Consider the following 18,692-nt stretch of genomic DNA (forward strand, 5'->3'; position numbering starts at 1 on the left):
GTTTAGATTAGCTTAATAGATAACCTTTAAGTTAGCAAATAATATTCAGACAACTGCTTGTTAATATTTTATCCGTTACTATAGTCCCTATACTTTCCGGGTAATAATCCCCTAGAGATTTAATATCAGGTGTCTCATTTATCAAACCAAACAATTGAATATAAATCTAAAGTATAAATAAACTTTATATATCAGCATATTATACTATTATCATTTCTCTCAACTATTTATAGTTGTTAAATTTTAAAGTTTAAAGTTATATAATCCAAATTTACTAGAAAATAAAAAAGAAAATATTGTTATTTTTTGTAGAATATTCTAGAATGTTATTGTTAAAACTTAATTTTCTATAGGGGGAAATCTAAAAATGAAAAAATTAGCTATTTCAATCCTAACATTAGCGTTCTTATTTGTTGGTTTTAACATTGCTAGTGCAGCTGGAGACAAAAACTGTCCTGATTTTGCTAGTAAAGAAGAGGTAATGGATTTCTGGTATTCTAATGGTTATAGTGCTGACAACGACCCTCATGGCTTGGATCGAGACAACGACGGTTATCCTTGTGAAGTTAACAAGGGAGACTATGATAATTATGTAGCTTCAAAAGAGGCTGAAAAAGAAACAGATTCTAACGAAGATACGAATAAAAACGATACTAGCTCTGAACAACCAGCAAATACCGAAACATCTAATTCAAACAAGTCTGATGATTCTAATAGTGATAATGACAAAGAATCTTCAACTGCACCTGAAAATTCTAATAACACTTCAAGCAATAATAACTCAAATTCTTCGAACAATGATGCAAAAGAGGGAGAGAAGTTACCAGATACAGCAACTAACTCTGTAGCAATGATGGGTGTATCTGCAGCAATGTTACTTGTAGGTTTCTTCTTAGTATTCCGCAAGAAACAAACTAACTAATAGTAGCAAACTACAGAAAACGGCATTTTACCTGCCGTTTTCTTTTTAAGGGAGTTAAGGTATGAGAACTTTTATAGGAGTATTGTTCATTTTCACATCCCTAATAACTGGAACTTATTATTTTATGGAATGGTATTTAGGTCGTTCATCAGCAGAGCAAATGGAACAAAGCGAAGTAGTAGCTATACAACATGAAATTGAATCAGCCACTATTGATAAAACAAACACTACTAATGATTTACTAAAGAATCATCATACAAGTGTCGTTACAACAACTAATAAACCTACACAAATTCCTTCTAGTACCTTAAATTTTGAAAAGGGTGAGAAAATCTCCACTTTATTAATTCCAAAATTAGAGCAAAAATACTCAGTATATTGGGGAACTGATGAAGATGTTCTCAAACAAGGGGTAGGTATGTTTGTAAGTGAATTAACTACAGCTCCAGATGGAGGAGGACATACCGTTATCAGTGGTCACCGCGATACAGTGTTTTATCGCCTGGATGAGCTTAAGGAAGGGGATTACTTGAATGTCGAGTACAAAGATGTTATTTATACATATCAAATAAGTAATATCTTTATCACTGATGCAGACGACAGAAGTGTAATTGTAAAGAAGGATTCACCTACGTTAACATTAACAACATGTTATCCATTTAACTATGTTGGTCATGCACCTGATAGATATATCATTCAAGCGGACTTAATCGCAAATTAACCATAGCAAACACTATTTATTTTTAAAATCTCTTTTCATTACAAATTAAAACACTCCATTTTGATAGACAGTAGAAAAAGTGGGTGTTCATCTTGGCAAAGGGGGGGTTTTTTATTTACTTCACCCCAAAATTTGACGTTAAATCAAAAAAGGATGTACCATCTTAAGTACATCCTTTTTCAAGAAATTACTACTATAAGCTCCTATCAACATCCCACCTCTGCAAAAGATGGTAAAAATGATAGAATGATTCATTTACTACTATTGATTCGATAAATCTTCCCCATTTGTTGCAATCACTTTTTTATACCAATGAAATGACTTCTTCTTCGTTCTTTTTAAAGTTCCTTTTCCATCATTGTCACGGTCTACATAGATAAAGCCATAGCGTTTCTTCATCTCACCAGTGCCTGCTGATACTAGGTCGATGCAGCCCCAGGATGTGTAGCCAAGAAGATCAACACCATCTTCATCAACAGCATCTTTCATAGCTTGAATATGTGCTGCTAAATACTCAATCCGATAATCATCCTCTACATATCCTGATTCATCTGGTATATCTACTGCACCTAACCCATTTTCAACAATGAATAAAGGCTTCTCATAACGATCATACAAATCGTTCATCGTAATACGCAGACCTAAAGGATCAATTTGCCAACCCCATTGACTTGCTTGGAGGTATGGATTCTTTACAGTCGGGAACAAATTGCCTGCCGTCTTTTCTACATTAGAATCTTCATCTGCTGCAACACGTGAAGCATAATAAGAGAATGAAATGAAGTCAACAGTATGATTCTTTAATACTTCTAAATCCTCAGGCTTCATGTCTATCACAATGTTCTTTCTAGCTAATTCTTTTAATGCATAAGCAGGATAAGCACCCTTTGATTGCACATCAATGAAAAAGTAATTGCCTCGATCCTTTTTCTTTCCTTCCCAGACATCTTCTGGTCGGCAACTATAAGGATAATAACTCGCTGCTGCTAACATGCATCCTACTTTATTCTCAGGATCGATTTCATGTGCGATTTTTGTAGCTTCTGCACTTGCCACAAGCTCATGATGTGCTGCTTGATATTTTACATGCTCCTCATTTTCACCTTCTTCAAAGCAAATCCCTGCTCCAAGAAATGGTGCATGAAGAATCATATTGATTTCATTAAAAGTAAGCCAGTACTTAACAAGTCCCTTATATCGAGTAAACAATACTGTACATAAGCGTTTATAAAAATCAATTAACTTCCGATTTCGCCAGCCACCGTACGTTTCAATCAAATGCATTGGACAATCAAAGTGGGTAATTGTCACTAAAGGTTCGATTCCATATTTATGGCATTCCTTAAATAGGTCTTCGTAAAATTTTAGACCTTCTTCATTCGGCTCCAGCTCATCACCTTTCGGAAAGATACGGCTCCATGCAATCGATAATCGATACGTTTTAAAGCCCATTTCACCGAATAAGGCGATATCTTCTTTGTAACGATGATACATATCAATTGCTTCTTTTGCAGGATAAAAATATCCTTCCTCAAAAGCAAACATTTTCTTTTTACCAGTAATGATACTTCGACGGTCTGGACCAGTTGGAATGACGTCCACATTTGCTAGCCCTCTGCCACCTTGGTCAAATCCGCCTTCACATTGATTTGCAGCAGTTGCACCGCCCCATAAAAAATCTTCTCTAAATCCCATTAGTTCTCCTCCTACTTCATGACTTTAATGATTTCTTCACCAAATTTAATTGGGCTTTCATTTGCTGTTAAAATATCTCCAACCTCAGCTGAGTTTGTAATCACGACAGGAGTAATCGTCTTATATCCTTTTGCTTTAATTCCTTCAAGGTCAAACTGAATTAGCTTGTCACCTACTTGAATTTTTTGATCCTTTTGAATGAAATACTCATACCCTTCCCCATTCAACTGAACAGTATCAATTCCAACATGAATTAATAGTTCTAGACCATCTTCACTCGTAATACCGACTGCATGTTTTGAATCAAACACTGCACTAACTGTACCATTGACAGGTGAAACAACGGTACCCTCAGATGGTTCAATCGCTACACCTTGTCCTAAAATTTCTTCGGAAAACATGCCATCATCTACATGCTTTAAGCTGTGTAAAGTCCCTTGCATCGGCGATAAAATCGTTGCGCCATTAATATTTAATTTTGCATTCGTTACCGGTTTAATTGGTTCTTCAGATGTTTCTTCAACAACTGGGTCCCTATATAGGATTAACGTTGCGATAAATGTTACGACAATACTGATAGCTGCACCAATACATGCATAATAGAAGAAACTTAATGTGTTATCTCCAATATAACTAGGTAATGTTAGAAGACCTGGTGAACCACCAGAAAAGTTTCGTACTCTAAGAATACCCATAAATAATCCACCAACTCCGCCACCGATCATTGCAGCGTATAGTGGTGTCTTAAAGCGTAAGTTAACTCCATACAAAGCAGGCTCCGTAATACCAAACAGACCAGTCAAGCCCGCAGAATAAGCTAATTGCTTAATCGTACTATCCTTCGATTTTAAACCAACTCCAATAGCAGCAGCACCTTGACTTACATTTGAAGCAAGCATTCCAGGATAAATTACTGTATCATAACCTGTTGTCATCCGGTTGTTAATTCCAATTGGAACTAGACCGTAGTGAGTACCTGTTGCGACAAGCAATGGACTAAATGTTCCAACTAATAATGGAACGATCCATGGACTTACAGATTCTAATGTTGTTATACCGTTTGAAATTGCATCACTTATCATATAACCAATTGGCCCTAAAACAACCAAACTAACTGTTCCCACGATAAAGATCGTAATCAATGGTTTACTAAAGAACTTAATCGCCTTAGGTGAAACTTTATCTGCAATCGGTTCAATATAAGACATAAACCATACAGAAAGAATAATCGGGATAACAGAAGATGAATAGGATACAGCAGAGATAGGAAGTCCAAAAAGTTGAATCGCATCTCCAGTCTCTTTTGCTGTAGTCACCATCGTAATAAAAGTTGGATGAAGTAATATCCCTCCAACCATCATAGCTAAGTACATATTGGTTTTAAATTTTTGTGCAGAAGACGCTGCTAGCAAGATAGGTAAAAAGTAGAAAGCGGCATCTGCCATGAAATTCATTATTTGATAGCTTTGGCTTTCCGTTGTTAAAACATTAAATACGACTAACAGAGATAAAACTGCTTTTAGCATCCCTGCAGCTGTAATTGCAGGAAGAATCGGGGTGAAAATTCCTGTAATCGTATCAATCACTTTGGCAAAAGGAGAACGTTTATCTTCCTCCTTAGTCCCTTCACCTTCATTCAAAATATTTGTTTGCTTAGCAATCTCTTTATAAACATTTGCGACATCGCTACCAATAATAACTTGATATTGTCCGCCTTTGTTTACAACTCCCATTACACCAGGAGTACTTTTTAATGTTTGCTCATCTGTTTTTTGGTCATCCTTTAAATTAAAACGCAAACGTGTAGCACAGTGAGTCAAACTTTTAATATTTCCCTCACCACCGACTTTGTCGATGATTAATTTCGCTAACTCTTGATAGTTCATCCGTTTTATCCTCCATTCTCACATAACCTAAAATGACTTGTTGCAGATAAAAATGAATAAAAAAATACCTAAATGAATCCCTCTTTAAATAAAGGGTTCATTTAGGTATAGCCTGCATGACAGTAACAATCCTAATCACTCGTTATTCTTTTTATATGGATCGTTAGGTAGATTAGCTCATCTTCCTCTAGGTCTCTTCCAAATTCCTTTTTAATATACTCCCTAATTTTCAATGCACAGGCGTACTCGTTTGTATACTTTTCCTTTAACATGAAAATGAAACTTGACGTCCCAGCATCATCCAATTTAACACCACTAAACAATCGTTGAAAGAAAAATTTCAAGTGTGTGATAAATCGTTCATAATTTAGCGAATACTCGTCCAATTCAATTTTGAAGTGATATTTTATAATACTAAGGATATTTTGGATAACCTTTGCTATTTCAGAAACTCGGCTTACTTGTCCCATATCAAGCTCCGCATTTACGATATGCAAAGCAATAAAACCAGCTTCATCTTCTGGTAACTCAACCCCAAGTCGGTTTCTAACAATTGATAACGCTTCTTTTCCAATCAAGAACTCATGATTATAAAACCTCTTGATTTCCCATAGAAGGGCATTCTTAATTTCCATGCCATTCTGATAGCGCTCAATCGCATAACTAATATGGTCGGTCAATGTTAAGAAGATATTTTCACTTAGTTTCTTACCAAGTGAAACTTTCGCAAAGCTAATGATTTCATTGGCTACCTGAATGTGTTCCATCGGGATCGAAGAAAGCATTTGGGTTAATTTATTGACATTCCACTCTTTTGAACTGAGATAAATGTTCTCAATTCGAGTTTCATCAATTACATCGCCGACCTTTTTCTTAAAGCCGAGCCCCTTACCCATAACGACAACTTCCTGATTATCTTGATTCCTAGACAATACGATATTATTATTAATTACTTTATATACATTCATAGATAGTCCCTATTCTTTATAAATTCATCATCTACAACAAAAAATAGGTATAGCCCACAATAAAGCGGTAACAATCCTCAACCACAAGTCTAGCATAGGTGATTTCTACTTGTCAATTTGATATTTAATAGATTAAAAGAATATTTTTAGGTAATATTAGTTAGGAAAGAAGTATTATTATAGCAAGTAGCTAATGTCTAATTTTTTATTTCGGTTCAACGTCAAATGTTGGGGTGAAGTAATTTTTACTTTCCCCAACATGAACATCCATGTTTTAGACTTATGTGTTAATAAATATAATCATAAGTAAAATTAATTTCAATGTATGCATGTTATTCATAGGTTTATACACGGCTTTATTTTATGTTACAAAAGAGAGTACTGTAGTCGAAATCAACCTAAACAAAAATAAAGACCAAATTGATAACAAAATGGTCCTTATTATATTTTCTTACAGCATTTATTTTTCGTTATCATGTTCTAAAGCATCTGGATAAATGATTTCATCAAAAACTTCTTCAGTAGTTTGGTCCTTTATAGTAATGGTCACTTTGTTGCTATTTGGCTCACCACCATTAAATGTCTGATACATGACTCCTGACATCCCTAGGCCAAGTATTGCAACACCGTCCAAACTGTTTTCATAAGCATCTCTGTCTACAACAACTATAAATTCAGAAAATGTATCATTATGGGTAATATCTTTAATTGATTTATATTCTCCACTTTTCTTTGTTTCTTGGATTGTTTTATTTATCTCAGCTTCTAATTCTTCTACCATTTCTTTATGCTTTTCTTTGGACATTTTATATGTGAGAGAGCCATCATCATTCTTTACGACCTCTTTTACTCCCTCTTTTTTAGCATTTGAAATAACAGTATCAATATCTTCTCCCTCAAACATGGTAGCTGGTACCGTTATTTCTACATTTAAAAGACCTTTATCGACATCTACGTTCGGTTGTTTAGCACCTTCTTTCTTTTCTTGAGTAGTATCCTTTTCTTCATTTGTCCGATTATCATTATCTGAACAGGCAGTTGGAATGAACATCATTAAAAGTATAAACGTGATGATTAACTTCTTCATGAAAACTCCTCCTTATTCATTTTTTAAATCGGCTGCCAAATCATACAAATCTATTTAAAGATGATTTTTCCCTTTAATCTGAACTATATAGTATGATTTTATTCTTTTTTCAGGTGCTAAACTTTTTTAATGAATAAAACCCGGTGAAGTTCCACAAAAAGTGAAATTTAACCGGGTTTTTGATTTAAACATTGTTTAAGCTTACTTTATATATAATCCTGGGCATTATAGTCTATTGATAGGAAGGATACTACTTTATGTCTGTTATCATGTGAAGAACAGCTACTTTTTGGGTCACATTTTACTGTTCCGTATCCTCAACATTATAATCAAAGGTATCAAGCAATGCACGTACTTCATCCGTTGATTTTGTGTTCATCAATTGATTTCTTAATTCACTTGCTCCACGAAACCCTTTGACGTAAATCTTAAAAAAGCGATGAAGAGGTTTAAATCGACGTGGTTCTAATTCAGTTGAATATTTATCATGGAGGTCAAGGTGCAATCTTAACAAATCAAGCAATTCCTGACTAGTATGCTCTCTTGGCTCTTTTTCAAAGGCAAATGGATTTTTAAATATTCCACGGCCAATCATAACTCCATCAACACCATACTGTTCAGCGAGCTTCAAGCCAGTTTGACGGTCAAGAATATCCCCATTGATTGTTAACAGTGTTTCTGGTGCAATCTCGTCACGTAGTTTCTTTATCTCCGGAATCAACTCCCAATGAGCATCTACTTGGCTCATTTCTTTTCTAGTCCGTAGATGGATCGAAAGATTTGCGATATCCTGTTTCAAAATATGTGTTAACCAATCCTTCCACTCGTCTACATTTGTGTAACCAAGTCGAGTCTTCACACTTACAGGTAAGCCCCCTGCTTTTGCAGCTTGTACAATTTCAGCAGCAACCTCTGGACGAAGGATAAGGCCACTTCCCTTACCTTTAGACGCCACATTAGCTACAGGACAGCCCATATTGATATCTATGCCTCTAAACCCAAGTTCCGCCATCCCAATACTCATTTGCCGAAAATACTCTGGCTTATCCCCCCATATATGTGCAACAATTGGCTGTTCATCTTCGGTAAAAGTCAAACGTCCACGCACACTTTGTTTTCCATCTGGGTGGCAATAACTCTCCGTGTTTGTAAACTCAGTAAAAAACACATCAGGTCTAGCTGCTTCACTCACGACATGGCGAAAAACAACATCTGTCACATCTTCCATTGGTGCCAGTACAAAAAAAGGTCGTGGTAATTCACGCCAAAAATTATCTTTCATATTCAAACTCAAATCCTTTCATCATCAAATACCTGGTCAAACCTTCGTCTCTATATTAAAAAGTGAAAATGTTCCGCTTTTTTACACTTAAAGCATGCTTAATGACTTTTTATCAGACTTTAATTTAGAACATTATAAACTTTACTATTACTAAATAAAAAATGCAAAGGAAACAGAGCAATAAAGACAGTTTTGCTCATAGTTTAGGTACATTATCTAGATTACCACTGTATATTGTTAGAAATACTATTATCATTAGGATGGGGATAGAATCACATACTTTATCCTACACTCGATTTAAACTTATTGCTAAGATATTGAAGTTTAGTATTGGAGATAAATAAAAAACGCTCCTTACAATACGTAAGAAACGTTGAATTAATCTCATTTACAATCGATACATAATACCAGTGGTCGGGGTCGAACCGACACTCCCGAAGGAACACGATTTTGAGTCGTGCGCGTCTGCCAATTCCGCCACACTGGCAAAGCAAAATAAAATTCAAATGGTGCCGAGGACCGGAATCGAACCGGTACGGTAGTCACCTACCGCAGGATTTTAAGTCCTGTGCGTCTGCCAGTTCCGCCACCCCGGCAAGGGTTAGTTTAAATGGAGGCGGCAACCGGATTTGAACCGGTGATAAAGGTTTTGCAGACCTCTGCCTTACCACTTGGCTATGCCGCCATTTTAAACTGGAGCGGAAGACGGGATTCGAACCCGCGACCCCCACCTTGGCAAGGTGGTGTTCTACCACTGAACTACTTCCGCGCTGACAATTATAAAATTTGTATACTCTAGCCTATGCAAGAGAATCAAAAATGTGTAATAAAAAAATGGCTGGGCTAGCTGGATTCGAACCAACGAATGACGGAGTCAAAGTCCGTTGCCTTACCACTTGGCTATAGCCCACTGATTAATGGGGCGGCTGATGGGAATCGAACCCACGAATGTCGGAACCACAATCCGATGCGTTAACCACTTCGCCACAGCCGCCATTATTTAATTGGCAGGGGCAGTAGGAATCGAACCCACACCAAAGGTTTTGGAGACCTCTATTCTACCGTTAAACTATGCCCCTATAATAAATGGTGGAGGGGGGCAGATTCGAACTGCCGAACCCGAAGGAGCGGATTTACAGTCCGCCGCGTTTAGCCACTTCGCTACCCCTCCATATTGGTGAAACAGTGCCGGCGAGAGGACTTGAACCCCCAACCTACTGATTACAAGTCAGTTGCTCTACCAATTGAGCTACACCGGCATATTAAGTAAAAAGGACAATATAGTATTCATTTCAAACCAGTCACCCAAATCTCAGTCGGGTTAATCAAGAAGCAACTCGATTTGTGCGCTGATGCACTGCTACGAAGCTTATTCGATCGTGCTCTATCAATTGAGCTACACAGGCAAATAAAAGGTGGCTCGGGACGGAATCGAACCGCCGACACATGGATTTTCAGTCCATTGCTCTACCAACTGAGCTACCGAGCCTTAATGTTTTCGGCTTCCGCTAAACTTCGAATCTCTGCGTCAGCTCATTCATTCACATCCTCACGTATTCAAATACGCTCCGGTGTTCATTCATTCGCTTCCTTGATCTTCTCGCTTATCGAAACCCTTTTACTCTAGACTTAATTAACATTTTATAAATAGCAATAAATTTAGAATGGCGGTCCGGACGGGACTCGAACCCGCGACCTCCTGCGTGACAGGCAGGCATTCTAACCAACTGAACTACCGGACCATTTAATTAACTTAAATTGGTTGCGGGGACAGGATTTGAACCTGCGACCTTCGGGTTATGAGCCCGACGAGCTACCAGACTGCTCCACCCCGCGATAATAGTATGTTTAACATTTAATGGTGGAGGATGACGGGATCGAACCGCCGACCCTCTGCTTGTAAGGCAGATGCTCTCCCAGCTGAGCTAATCCTCCATATATGGTGACCCGTACGGGATTCGAACCCGTGTTACCGCCGTGAAAGGGCGGTGTCTTAACCGCTTGACCAACGGGCCAAAGTTTGTTTTATCAGTAGTGGCGGAGAGCAAGGGATTTGAACCCTTGAGACAGCTTTCGCCGCCTACACGATTTCCAATCGTGCTCCTTCGGCCACTCGGACAGCTCTCCAAAATGGCTCCGCAGGTAGGATTCGAACCTACGACCGATCGGTTAACAGCCGATAGCTCTACCACTGAGCTACTGCGGAATAATATAATTACCTGGCAACGTCCTACTCTCACAGGGGGAGTCCCCCAACTACCATCGGCGCTGAAGAGCTTAACTTCCGTGTTCGGCATGGGAACGGGTGTGACCTCTTCGCTATCGCCACCAGACAATTGTGACAAAGACTATTATACTATCTTAGAAGAATTTTTCAAGTCTTTTTTGAAGAAAATATTCCTTCAAAACTAGATAACGATTTTTTATTCAATTCACTAAGCTTCTGCTTTTATATTTAGGTTAAGTCCTCGAACGATTAGTATCTGTCAGCTCCACGTGTCACCACGCTTCCACCTCAGACCTATCAACCTGATCATCTTTCAGGGTTCTTACTCACTAATGTGATGGGAAATCTCATCTTGGGTGACTTATTTAATTCAAGTGTATTAACGGTTAATAGATAGATAATTTGGTAGACTTCTCTTCTAAATTAGTATAAAACACCCCATAAATTAGGGCGTTCCTTTGCCGTCAACATAGAAAAAGAAAAAGCGTGTTTTGAAACAAGATTAATCAAAACACGCTCTAAGTTACTTCCTATTAAATTTCACCTAACCATAATGATAAAAATCCGCGAATACCTTTAGCTTTTTAATTGCCCAAATGACTAAATTAACTTTTTAATTATAGGTTCATATTCACTAGAATTTTGCATTGGCTGCGATCCTTTGTTAACAATTCGAAGCCTTTTTCAACAATATCATTTAACGCAATCTCACTTGTAATGACTGATTTCCCATCAATTACACCATTAGCTAACAGACGAATGACTTCAGGAAATAAGCGAACGTATGCATAAGACCCACTGATTTTTGCTTCTGTTCTTACGATCATATTTGGATCAAAATTGACTGGTTTTTCCCATACACTGACAATTTTGAACTCTCCTCCAGGGCGCACGGCGCTTACTCCACTTGTAAATGTCGCTTGTACACCAGCTACATCATAGGCAACATTTACTCCACCATTCGTTTTTTCACGAATAAATGATACTGCATCTGTTTCGATTGGATTAATCACATGTGTTGCTCCAAGTTCCAATGCTTTCTGGCGACGTTCATCTGCAACCTCTACAACAAAAATCTCACTTGCACCAGCTGCTTTAACAGCTTGTAACAACAATAATCCGATTGGACCAGCACCAAATATTGCTGCAGTGTCACCAAGTCTTAATTGGCTTTGGCGAACTGCGTGCACAGCAACTGCCGTTGGCTCTACAAGTGCTCCAAGCTCTAAGCTCATGTTTTCAGGTAAGTGGAAAATATTTTCTTGATTCACCACTGCAAATTGGGCAAAGCCTCCTGAGACAGTATATCCATAGCCTTGACGCTCTGTGCATAAGTTAACAAAGCCTCTTTGACAATTATCACATTTTCCACATGGAATTAGTGGTTCTACAGCTACCCGATCTCCCACTTTTCCATTTGTTACACCTTTACCTACTTCCACAACTACACCTGAAAACTCATGACCCAAAACAGGCTGAGTACGGATTGGATAAGAGCCGGCTACATACTCATGCATATCGCTACCACAAATCCCTGCATATTCGACTTTTACCTTCACCATACCTTCTTCTAGAGCAGGTATTTCTGCATCTTCTACTCGAATATCTTTCATTCCGTATATCTTTGCTGCTTTCATCTTTCTTTACCTCTTTCCTTGTTCTGAAGTTGCTTGCAGTCCATTAATAATAAAGTTTACGGCAAAATCCGCTACCTGTTCGGGACTCATTTCCGATTGAGTTCGATTCAAAAATGCATTATTGTGAGAAAACATTAATGTTCCCATTATAAAATTAACGGCTACGTCAACTGATGGAAAATCAATCAAATTTTTCTCCTGACATTCCTGCAATATTAACCGAAGCTGTTCCCACGAAGGCAGAAATACATCAGTCAGCATCTCTAATCTCGGACTATTCATCACTAACTCTTGCTGTAGTATACTAACTAATTCACTTTCTTCATTTCTAAAAATAACAAACTGTCTACAAAAGCTCTTAAGTGCACCTAACGAATCTGATAAATCATATTTCATATTCTCAAACAATTGTCTAATTGGTTGAAACACTTCAAAGAAAACATTTTCTTTTCCACCAAAATGATAAGAAACAAGTGCCAATGAAACATTTGCCTCATGACAAATTTGTCTAACAGTCGTCCCTTCATAGCCCTTTTTCGCAAATAATTCCTTTGCTGCCCGAAGGATTTGATCTCTTACATCCTTATTTCTATCATTACTTCTGTTTTGTTTTAATGGACTCATTCCTTTCATCACTTTTGAACAAACGTTTTGAACAATTGTTCAATTAATAGTATACGCTTGTTCCTAATCATGGTCAATCAAATAAGATTCACCTAGTTTTAAGTGATGCATCTACATACTTTCAGTGAAACAAAGGCTGTTTGTAGGCACTGTTCTTTTTGTAAAAAATACAAAATTCCGCTCATCCAAACTTAATGGGCGGAATTTAAAACTTCACGAATTTTTTTATAAAGGTTTAGCAATAACCTTGTTTCTTCTGACTAGTCTTGTAAATATCCGGCAGCTGTAAACGAAGCAGCTCTTCCATTTTTTCTTCATCTTTCCTTATTTCCCCAACATCAACTGCAATCGGAACAAGGCTCATTCCATTTGGACCGACCAATGGCTTTTCTTTTTGCTTGATTCTGAAGCCATACGATATCCGCATCATTCGATAAAATCTGTTTTCCATTAATGCAATATAATACATTGGGTTATACTTTTTTACATGTTCAAGAAAAATATGAAAAAATAAATGAAAATATCCTTTACGTTGATAATCTTCATGAAGGCAAAGCTTATCAATTTCCCATACTTCTTTTTGATGGTGATAAATCTCTTTATATTGTGAAAAATCGGCACCCTTTTGGACTGTGCTATCAGGGTTATTTGGATGATACGGAATAAATTCAATCGTACCAATGACTTTTCTTTTTTTAATAAATGACTTTGGTATCGTTATTATATACCTTACTCCATTTTTAGCGTACGGATCATTCACCCAGCCATATTTCTTACAATAATACTCCCACGTTAATTCAAATTCCTTTTGCTGTTTACGGGTACTTACAATTTCAAACAAGGGAAACCCTCCTAAAAAACTTGTCCCCCTTTGTACTTTGGGGACTGACCCTTTCCTGTTAACTATCTAAAACGTCTCCTGGAAATCCAGGATTATGATCATCACCACCACCAGGCGGCTTATCGGGAGGCCAGAATTTCATTGTCATGTTAACATCCAACACTTCTAGTTTAGGTGTACTCCAACTTTCCTTCATACTACTCCCCTCCTTTAATGGTACCGTTTTATAAAGAACATAATGGCCATATGATTATCTCTTTTCATTTTCATACAGTCCACCATAGAGGATACTCGTGTTCTTCATAAAGAACGTTTGCTATATCTTAACATCTTAATCTCTTAAAGTAAACAGATCCTTTTGAAAAAAAATTCAAGAATCATTAGTCACATCTATTACTAGTGAATAAGCATTATTTATGTTAGGAAAAAACTGTATTCATGACCTTTTTCCTCAGAAAAAGCGATGAATTGCTCCATTATTTTATGATAAATAAGGAGGAAGTGCTTGTGAAGAATATCACAAATTTAGTTGTTTACATTCATCACTTAATGAAGCTCCTGTAATTTTTTTATATCTTAAATAAAAGTGCCAGTCCGATAAAAACACTTTGGGGACAGTCCCCAAAGTGTTTTTTGAATACAATATATAGTTATCCACAAATCAAAACCACAACATATAGTACCGATTAAGTGTGAGGAACATATTTTATCCCCTGAAAATGGGGCGCAAAAGTACAAATTGGGGACTGTCCCCCTATTCTTTTGTTTGGCGGAGGTATTTTATGTAGTTTGTTTTGTCTTCGAGTTCTCTTTCTAGGTAGCCGAGGTAGGCGAAGAGTAGGCTCATGTCTTTTGTGATTTCAGCTGTGCTGTCTTTTTTTATGTATTTTTCTTTAATCTTTTTTACTTCCTTTTTGACGACCCACCGTTCATTTTGTTGGTCATCCTCTGCAACTGTGAAATCTGTAACCGTTTCTGATGGAATCAATTCAATTCCCATAAATCTTTTTACAGGGTTTTCCTTTGTTTTATTTAAAATATACACAAATTTTTCATCTTCTAGCTCCTTCAATGCGTCTGGATGAATATGAATGGTTTTAGGTATCGTATCTTGATCAACGATAAAAGCCTTCAATTTATCTACGAGCTTCATGTTCTTTCCCCCTATTCGTTTTTTTAAAAAAGTCACTCATCCCCTATAAAACAACCTATTCATAAGGTCGACGAAAAATTACCTAGGCTGCGAATAACTTGGCAATTGCTTAAAATCCCCTCCTTATTACCATGTAGCAACTATTTTCATTCCATAGCAGAGTATTTTTCAGCCTAATAACAAATAACGTTTTTTTCCAACCATCTATGGGAATAATACAACTTAATATGACATGGTAGGAGGAAATCATGTGAGCACAAAAGGTAATTTATCTATTTTTGCTTTAGGTGGCGTAAATGAAATTGGCAAAAACATGTATGTTGTTCAATATGATAACGATATTTTAATCATTGATTGCGGTTCTAAGTTTCCCGATGAAAGTTTATTAGGAATTGATTTAATCATCCCTGACATTACCTACTTGGAAGAGAATAAAGATAAAATTCGCGCGTTGCTTGTTACACATGGACATGAGGATCATATTGGCGGTATCCCTTATTTCTTAAAAAAGTTAAACATCCCAATTTATGCAACCCGCTTCACTTTAGGATTGATTGAATTAAAATTATCTGAGCATAAGCTTCTTAGAGATACAGTGCTCAATCAAATCAACTCTGATTCAACACTTACGTTCGGTGAGGTTCAAGTAAGCTTTTTTAAAACAAATCATAGCATCCCCGATTGCCTAGGGATCGTGTTTCATACACCTGAGGGAAATGTCGTACATACAGGCGATTTCAAGTTTGATTTAACCCCTGTTAATAATCAGTATTCTGATATTCATAAAATGGCTGAAATCGGCAAACAAGGTGTTTTAGTTTTATTATCAGAAAGTACAAATGCCGAGCGTGCCGGCTTGACCCCTTCAGAGCAAATCGTTGGAGATCATGTTGAGGAAGCGTTCATGAAGGCAAAGCGTAAAGTCGTTATTTCGACCTTTGCTTCAAATATTAATCGCGTCCAGCAGGTCGTTAACGCGGCGCTAAAAACAAATCGAAAGCTTGCCTTACTCGGTAGAAGCATGGTTAATGTTGTTGATGTTGCGGTTGAACGCGGCTACTTGCAAATTCCAGAGGGGATGTTAATTGAACCACATGAAATTAACACCCTTGCACCTGAGCAAGTTGCCATACTATGTACAGGTAGTCAAGGTGAGCCGATGGCAGCACTTGCACGTCTATCAACAGGTAAATTTCGCGATGTTGATATTTTGCCAGATGATACGATCATTTTTGCTGCTTCACCTATACCGGGAAATGAACGAAATGTTTCGCGAATTATTGACAGCTTCTTTTCTCTCGGTGCAAAGGTGATCTATGGATCAGGGAGTTCTACGAAAATGCATGTTTCAGGGCATGGCTATCAAGAGGATTTAAAGCTTATGCTAACATTAATGAAACCAACCTATTTCATTCCAATTCATGGTGAATATCGCATGCTTCATCAGCATCGTCAATTAGCTGAATCTGTTGGAGTTGAGGAAGGAAATACTTTCATTATCTCAAATGGTGATGTTGTTGATATTAAAGATAACGAAGCCGTTCAAACGAGAAAAGTACCAGCGGGAGATACATTTGTTGATGGCGTCGGTGTAGGTGATATCGGCGGTACAGTTTTACGAGACCGCAAGCAGCTTTCAGAGGATGGAATGATTATTGTCGTCATTACGTTAAGTAAGACCGAAAGAAAAATACTTTCCGGTCCTGACACAATTACGAGGGGCTTCGTATATGTCCGCGATTCTGAGAAGCTATTAAAGGATGTAAATCACCTAGTAAAAAATACAGTAAATGAATTACAAAATGAAAATGTCCAGCAATGGAATGTCATTAAGCAAAATATTAAGAAGGAATTAGGACAATATTTGTACGCCCAAACGAAAAGAAAGCCTATGATATTACCGGTAATCATTGAAATTTAATGAGGACTTACTCAAAAGGTTTAGAACCCTTCACAAACACCAATATATAGTAAACTAATCCCATCATTAGTTTATATATGTGTTAGAGGGGTCTAAACCTTTGTTTTTGAGCCATCCTCCACCTTTTCATAAAAAAACAAGACTATTTTCATTTACATTCCGACGACCAAGGCAGGAGTCTCGCACACATTAATCCAATCAACCTTTCCACCATAAAAAAACAAACAGACCCTTTAACAATGTAAAGGGTCTGTTTTCTTTTCAAAGATAACAAAAAGTGTCATCCATGTTTTTATGGTTTATTTGTATGGTTTTATAATTTTTGAACGTTAGCAGCTTGCGGGCCTCTGTTTCCTTGCTCGATATCAAAGGAAACCTCTTGACCTTCCTCTAAGCTTTTGTAACCTTCTCCTTGAATTGAAGAAAAATGTACAAATACATCTTCTCCACCTTCAACTTCAATAAATCCAAAACCTTTTTCTGAATTAAACCATTTTACTCTACCTTGTGCCATTAACAATTTCCTCCTAAATCAATCAAAACACGTTTGATGATAATTTCGATTATTATTATGTCCTTCCACCCCATTCTTAAACATAAAAATTAAAAAATAATTTTTTCATGCGGTATAACGCTATTTTGTAGGAGGAACGATTTTCACAAATAGGAAAAATTATGTTAAAATTTTAATGATTGATTGTAAGAATATTTAAATAAAACGCTATGTTAAACATTGTTGGTGATTTCCGCATCAGGCATTCTTTTTCTGCGGGAAGTTAGGAAGCCTCTTCAGCTTAAGCCCATGGCTTCTCCAGCATATCTCGTGCCACCGCACTAATCAAAAATAACCTTTAACATAGCGAAATAAAACTATATTAAATTTGGAGATAATAATGACAAACTACAACATTTTATTTTTAGACATTGATGGAACGATTTTGAGACCTGACGATACAATTGAACAATCGACAAAGCAAGCAATTGCTGAAGTAAAGGAAAAAGGCATTGAGGTTTTCCTTGCAACAGGCAGACCATTGCATGAAATATCTCATATTGCTGAGGAATTAAATATCGATTCATTTATTGGATATAACGGTGCCTTTGCGATTCATAAAGGCGAAGAAATTTTTAATTCTCCTATGAACCCTAAGACGGTTGAAAGCTATCTTGAAATTGCCAAAAACAATGGTCACGAGCTTGTGCTTTATACTCGTGAAAAAAATATTTTCCCAGACCTCGATAGTCCTGCTGTAAAAGATTTTTTAGAAGCATTCCATTTACACTATAATGAACAATTCACACCTGAGGTTGTTACTCATATTCTTGGGATTACTTTAATCAATTTAACTGAACAAGATCCAAAGCTATATGAAAAGGCAGATCCTACAATTCATTTATCACAAGTTAATGTCGATGGTTTACGTCATTGCTATGATGTCATCCGTGATACGGTGAACAAAGGAGTTGCCGTCAGCCATATTCTTGAGCATTTGCAAATTCCGAAAGAAGCAGCAATTGCCTTTGGCGATGGGATGAATGATAAGGAAATGCTCAGCACGGTAGGTGAAGGCTTTGCAATGGGAAACGGTCACCCTGAGCTTTTTCAATACGCAAAGCACAAAACGACAAAAGTAACCGATTCTGGTATCTATAATGGATTAAAATCACTTGGTCTTGTGAAGTAATCGATTTACGTTCGGGAAATCCGTCCAGTAATCGGGACGGTTC

At 37.1% G+C, this 18,692-nt stretch carries 15 protein-coding genes, 16 tRNA genes, 1 rRNA gene and 1 other annotated feature; of the genes, 4 read left to right on the top strand and 28 right to left on the bottom strand.

Annotation, left to right across the window (positions count from 1 at the left end; all coding sequences use genetic code 11):
• Nucleotides 1-367 precede the first annotated feature (367 nt).
• Both HU235_RS03935 and HU235_RS03940 read left to right on the top strand, forming a co-directional pair.
• Entirely contained in the window at nucleotides 368-922 is a 555-nt protein-coding gene (locus tag HU235_RS03935) for an excalibur calcium-binding domain-containing protein (RefSeq protein WP_174879391.1), read from the top strand.
• A 61-nt stretch (nucleotides 923-983) separates the two neighbouring features.
• Nucleotides 984-1,643 (top strand): class D sortase, encoded by a 660-nt coding sequence (locus tag HU235_RS03940; RefSeq protein ID WP_174879392.1) that lies wholly within the window; start codon nucleotides 984-986, stop codon nucleotides 1,641-1,643.
• A gap of 261 nt (nucleotides 1,644-1,904) precedes the next feature.
• Here HU235_RS03940 and HU235_RS03945 read toward each other — a convergent pair whose 3' ends face one another.
• The 27 genes from HU235_RS03945 to HU235_RS04075 all read right to left on the bottom strand — a co-directional run bounded on the left by HU235_RS03945 (nucleotide 1,905) and on the right by HU235_RS04075 (nucleotide 15,043).
• Nucleotides 1,905-3,338, bottom strand: coding sequence for a 6-phospho-beta-glucosidase (locus HU235_RS03945; protein WP_174879393.1), 1,434 nt, complete (start codon nucleotides 3,336-3,338; stop codon nucleotides 1,905-1,907).
• Nucleotides 3,339-3,349: 11 nt separating this feature from the next.
• Nucleotides 3,350-5,224 carry a beta-glucoside-specific PTS transporter subunit IIABC gene (locus HU235_RS03950; protein ID WP_174879394.1) on the bottom strand — a complete coding sequence of 625 codons (1,875 nt, stop codon included), beginning with the start codon at nucleotides 5,222-5,224 and terminating at the stop codon, nucleotides 3,350-3,352.
• Nucleotides 5,225-5,355: 131 nt separating this feature from the next.
• Entirely contained in the window at nucleotides 5,356-6,192 is an 837-nt protein-coding gene (licT, locus tag HU235_RS03955) for a BglG family transcription antiterminator LicT (protein WP_174879395.1), read from the bottom strand.
• A 460-nt stretch (nucleotides 6,193-6,652) separates the two neighbouring features.
• Complete coding sequence (locus HU235_RS03960) at nucleotides 6,653-7,279, bottom strand: hypothetical protein (RefSeq protein WP_174879396.1); 627 nt, start codon at nucleotides 7,277-7,279, stop codon at nucleotides 6,653-6,655.
• A gap of 301 nt (nucleotides 7,280-7,580) precedes the next feature.
• On the bottom strand, nucleotides 7,581-8,561 hold the full coding sequence (locus HU235_RS03965; RefSeq protein ID WP_174879397.1) for a tRNA dihydrouridine synthase: 981 nt from the start codon (nucleotides 8,559-8,561) through the stop codon (nucleotides 7,581-7,583).
• A 405-nt stretch (nucleotides 8,562-8,966) separates the two neighbouring features.
• A tRNA-Leu gene (locus tag HU235_RS03970) sits at nucleotides 8,967-9,048 on the bottom strand.
• A gap of 20 nt (nucleotides 9,049-9,068) precedes the next feature.
• Nucleotides 9,069-9,157, bottom strand: a tRNA-Leu gene (locus HU235_RS03975).
• Between the two features lie 15 nt (nucleotides 9,158-9,172).
• Nucleotides 9,173-9,246, bottom strand: a tRNA-Cys gene (locus HU235_RS03980).
• 9 nt (nucleotides 9,247-9,255) lie between these two features.
• Nucleotides 9,256-9,330 (bottom strand) — tRNA-Gly (locus HU235_RS03985).
• Between the two features lie 66 nt (nucleotides 9,331-9,396).
• Nucleotides 9,397-9,471 (bottom strand) — tRNA-Gln (locus tag HU235_RS03990).
• An 8-nt stretch (nucleotides 9,472-9,479) separates the two neighbouring features.
• Nucleotides 9,480-9,555: transfer RNA gene (locus tag HU235_RS03995), tRNA-His, on the bottom strand.
• A gap of 11 nt (nucleotides 9,556-9,566) precedes the next feature.
• A tRNA-Trp gene (locus HU235_RS04000) sits at nucleotides 9,567-9,640 on the bottom strand.
• A gap of 8 nt (nucleotides 9,641-9,648) precedes the next feature.
• Nucleotides 9,649-9,732, bottom strand: a tRNA-Tyr gene (locus HU235_RS04005).
• 15 nt (nucleotides 9,733-9,747) lie between these two features.
• Nucleotides 9,748-9,820 (bottom strand) — tRNA-Thr (locus HU235_RS04010).
• Between the two features lie 157 nt (nucleotides 9,821-9,977).
• Nucleotides 9,978-10,050: transfer RNA gene (locus HU235_RS04015), tRNA-Phe, on the bottom strand.
• 176 nt (nucleotides 10,051-10,226) lie between these two features.
• Nucleotides 10,227-10,303 (bottom strand) — tRNA-Asp (locus HU235_RS04020).
• Between the two features lie 17 nt (nucleotides 10,304-10,320).
• Nucleotides 10,321-10,397 (bottom strand) — tRNA-Met (locus HU235_RS04025).
• A gap of 23 nt (nucleotides 10,398-10,420) precedes the next feature.
• Nucleotides 10,421-10,496 (bottom strand) — tRNA-Val (locus tag HU235_RS04030).
• Between the two features lie 5 nt (nucleotides 10,497-10,501).
• Nucleotides 10,502-10,576: transfer RNA gene (locus HU235_RS04035), tRNA-Glu, on the bottom strand.
• Nucleotides 10,577-10,596: 20 nt separating this feature from the next.
• Nucleotides 10,597-10,688 (bottom strand) — tRNA-Ser (locus HU235_RS04040).
• Nucleotides 10,689-10,692: 4 nt separating this feature from the next.
• Nucleotides 10,693-10,767, bottom strand: a tRNA-Asn gene (locus HU235_RS04045).
• An 11-nt stretch (nucleotides 10,768-10,778) separates the two neighbouring features.
• Nucleotides 10,779-10,894: ribosomal RNA gene (rrf, locus tag HU235_RS04050) — 5S ribosomal RNA — on the bottom strand.
• A gap of 135 nt (nucleotides 10,895-11,029) precedes the next feature.
• Nucleotides 11,030-11,128 (bottom strand) — a sequence feature (23S ribosomal RNA rRNA prediction is too short).
• A gap of 277 nt (nucleotides 11,129-11,405) precedes the next feature.
• Nucleotides 11,406-12,425, bottom strand: a complete 1,020-nt coding sequence (locus HU235_RS04055; protein ID WP_174879398.1) for a 2,3-butanediol dehydrogenase — start codon at nucleotides 12,423-12,425, stop codon at nucleotides 11,406-11,408.
• Between the two features lie 6 nt (nucleotides 12,426-12,431).
• The gene (locus HU235_RS04060; protein ID WP_233452126.1) at nucleotides 12,432-13,049 is read right to left on the bottom strand and encodes a TetR/AcrR family transcriptional regulator; all 618 of its coding nucleotides are present in this window, start codon (nucleotides 13,047-13,049) and stop codon (nucleotides 12,432-12,434) included.
• Between the two features lie 235 nt (nucleotides 13,050-13,284).
• Complete coding sequence (locus HU235_RS04065) at nucleotides 13,285-13,890, bottom strand: hypothetical protein (RefSeq protein ID WP_174879400.1); 606 nt, start codon at nucleotides 13,888-13,890, stop codon at nucleotides 13,285-13,287.
• A gap of 58 nt (nucleotides 13,891-13,948) precedes the next feature.
• Nucleotides 13,949-14,086, bottom strand: coding sequence for a paeninodin family lasso peptide (locus tag HU235_RS04070; RefSeq protein WP_145580721.1), 138 nt, complete (start codon nucleotides 14,084-14,086; stop codon nucleotides 13,949-13,951).
• A gap of 558 nt (nucleotides 14,087-14,644) precedes the next feature.
• Entirely contained in the window at nucleotides 14,645-15,043 is a 399-nt protein-coding gene (locus tag HU235_RS04075; RefSeq protein ID WP_145580720.1) for a hypothetical protein, read from the bottom strand.
• Between the two features lie 250 nt (nucleotides 15,044-15,293).
• Here HU235_RS04075 and HU235_RS04080 point away from each other — a divergent pair, with 250 nt between their 5' ends.
• A complete protein-coding gene (locus HU235_RS04080) occupies nucleotides 15,294-16,964 on the top strand; it encodes a ribonuclease J (protein WP_174879401.1) in 1,671 nt (556 codons plus the stop codon).
• A gap of 313 nt (nucleotides 16,965-17,277) precedes the next feature.
• Here HU235_RS04080 and HU235_RS04085 read toward each other — a convergent pair whose 3' ends face one another.
• On the bottom strand, nucleotides 17,278-17,478 hold the full coding sequence (locus HU235_RS04085; protein WP_174879402.1) for a cold-shock protein: 201 nt from the start codon (nucleotides 17,476-17,478) through the stop codon (nucleotides 17,278-17,280).
• Nucleotides 17,479-17,857: 379 nt separating this feature from the next.
• On the opposite strand from HU235_RS04085, the gene HU235_RS04090 reads away from it, so the two are divergent.
• A complete protein-coding gene (locus HU235_RS04090; RefSeq protein ID WP_174879403.1) occupies nucleotides 17,858-18,649 on the top strand; it encodes an HAD family hydrolase in 792 nt (263 codons plus the stop codon).
• Nucleotides 18,650-18,692: the final 43 nt, after the last annotated feature.

It is taken from the genome of Metabacillus niabensis, assembly GCF_902829255.1.
In the GTDB taxonomy this organism is placed as follows: Bacteria; Bacillota; Bacilli; order Bacillales; family Bacillaceae; genus Metabacillus; species Metabacillus niabensis.

Excerpts from the sequence above, each read along its gene's own strand:
- HU235_RS03960 (WP_174879396.1), bottom strand. The coding sequence starts at position 7,279 with ATGAAGAAGTTAATCATCACGTTTATACTTTTAATGATGTTCATTCCA.
- HU235_RS04075 (WP_145580720.1), bottom strand. The coding sequence starts at position 15,043 with ATGAAGCTCGTAGATAAATTGAAGGCTTTTATCGTTGATCAAGATACG.
- HU235_RS03965 (WP_174879397.1), bottom strand. The coding sequence starts at position 8,561 with ATGAAAGATAATTTTTGGCGTGAATTACCACGACCTTTTTTTGTACTG.
- HU235_RS03935 (WP_174879391.1), top strand. The coding sequence starts at position 368 with ATGAAAAAATTAGCTATTTCAATCCTAACATTAGCGTTCTTATTTGTT.
- HU235_RS04070 (WP_145580721.1), bottom strand. The coding sequence starts at position 14,086 with ATGAAGGAAAGTTGGAGTACACCTAAACTAGAAGTGTTGGATGTTAAC.
- HU235_RS03945 (WP_174879393.1), bottom strand. The coding sequence starts at position 3,338 with ATGGGATTTAGAGAAGATTTTTTATGGGGCGGTGCAACTGCTGCAAAT.
- HU235_RS04085 (WP_174879402.1), bottom strand. The coding sequence starts at position 17,478 with ATGGCACAAGGTAGAGTAAAATGGTTTAATTCAGAAAAAGGTTTTGGA.
- HU235_RS03950 (WP_174879394.1), bottom strand. The coding sequence starts at position 5,224 with ATGAACTATCAAGAGTTAGCGAAATTAATCATCGACAAAGTCGGTGGT.
- HU235_RS04060 (WP_233452126.1), bottom strand. The coding sequence starts at position 13,049 with ATGAGTCCATTAAAACAAAACAGAAGTAATGATAGAAATAAGGATGTA.
- licT (WP_174879395.1), bottom strand. The coding sequence starts at position 6,192 with ATGAATGTATATAAAGTAATTAATAATAATATCGTATTGTCTAGGAAT.
- HU235_RS04055 (WP_174879398.1), bottom strand. The coding sequence starts at position 12,425 with ATGAAAGCAGCAAAGATATACGGAATGAAAGATATTCGAGTAGAAGAT.
- HU235_RS04090 (WP_174879403.1), top strand. The coding sequence starts at position 17,858 with ATGACAAACTACAACATTTTATTTTTAGACATTGATGGAACGATTTTG.
- HU235_RS03940 (WP_174879392.1), top strand. The coding sequence starts at position 984 with ATGAGAACTTTTATAGGAGTATTGTTCATTTTCACATCCCTAATAACT.